Here is a 797-nt window from a genome sequence, read left to right on the forward strand (position 1 = left end):
GCGCTGGCCATGCGTCGTCCCTTGATCGCCTTCTCCAGCCAGCCGATCTCCATTTCGGGGACTGAGGACAAGAGAAGGTCGGTGTAGGCGTCGAAGGGCGGCGCCAACACCTGGCTCTTGGCACCGTAGCGCACCACCTCGCCGCGATACATCACCGCGATCGAATCGGCGATCGACTTCACCGTGGCGAGATCGTGGGTGATGAACAGATAGGCGACGTTTTCCTCCTTCTGCAGCTCGAGCAGCAGCTTCAGGATGCCGTTGGCGACCAGCGGGTCGAGCGCCGATGTCACCTCGTCGCAGATGATCAGCTTTGGCTTGGCGGCAAGCGAACGGGCGATGCAGACGCGCTGCTTCTGGCCACCGGAAAGCTCGGCCGGGTAGCGGTCGACAAAGCCCTTGCCCATTTCGATCTTGTCGAGCAGTTCGGCGACGCGCTTGTCGCGCTCGCGGCCGCGCAGACCAAAATAGAATTCGAGCGGCCGGCCGATGATGGTGCCGACGGTCTGGCGCGGGTTCATCGCCACGTCGGCCATCTGGTAGATCATCTGCAACTGGCGCAGATCCTCCTTGGGCCGATCGGCAAGCCGGTTGGCGAGCGGCCGCCCGTCGAAGGTGACGGTGCCTTGTTCGGGCGGCAGAAGGCCGGTGATGGCGCGCGCCAGCGTCGACTTGCCCGAGCCGGACTCGCCGACCACCGCCAGCGTCTGGCCAGGATAGATGTCAACCGAGACGTTCTTCAGCACCTTGATATGGCTGCGGCCATAGGCGGCGGTGATGTTCTTGACCGACAGGAA

General features: G+C 63.9%; 1 protein-coding gene. It reads right to left on the minus strand.

All coding sequences use genetic code 11. The features are described 5' to 3' along the window. Positions 1 to 797 (minus strand): ABC transporter ATP-binding protein (locus AC0L2C_RS34130; RefSeq protein ID WP_473525526.1); only part of this gene is annotated, 797 nt, incomplete at both ends.

This window comes from Mesorhizobium sp. WSM4845 (assembly GCF_055811455.1).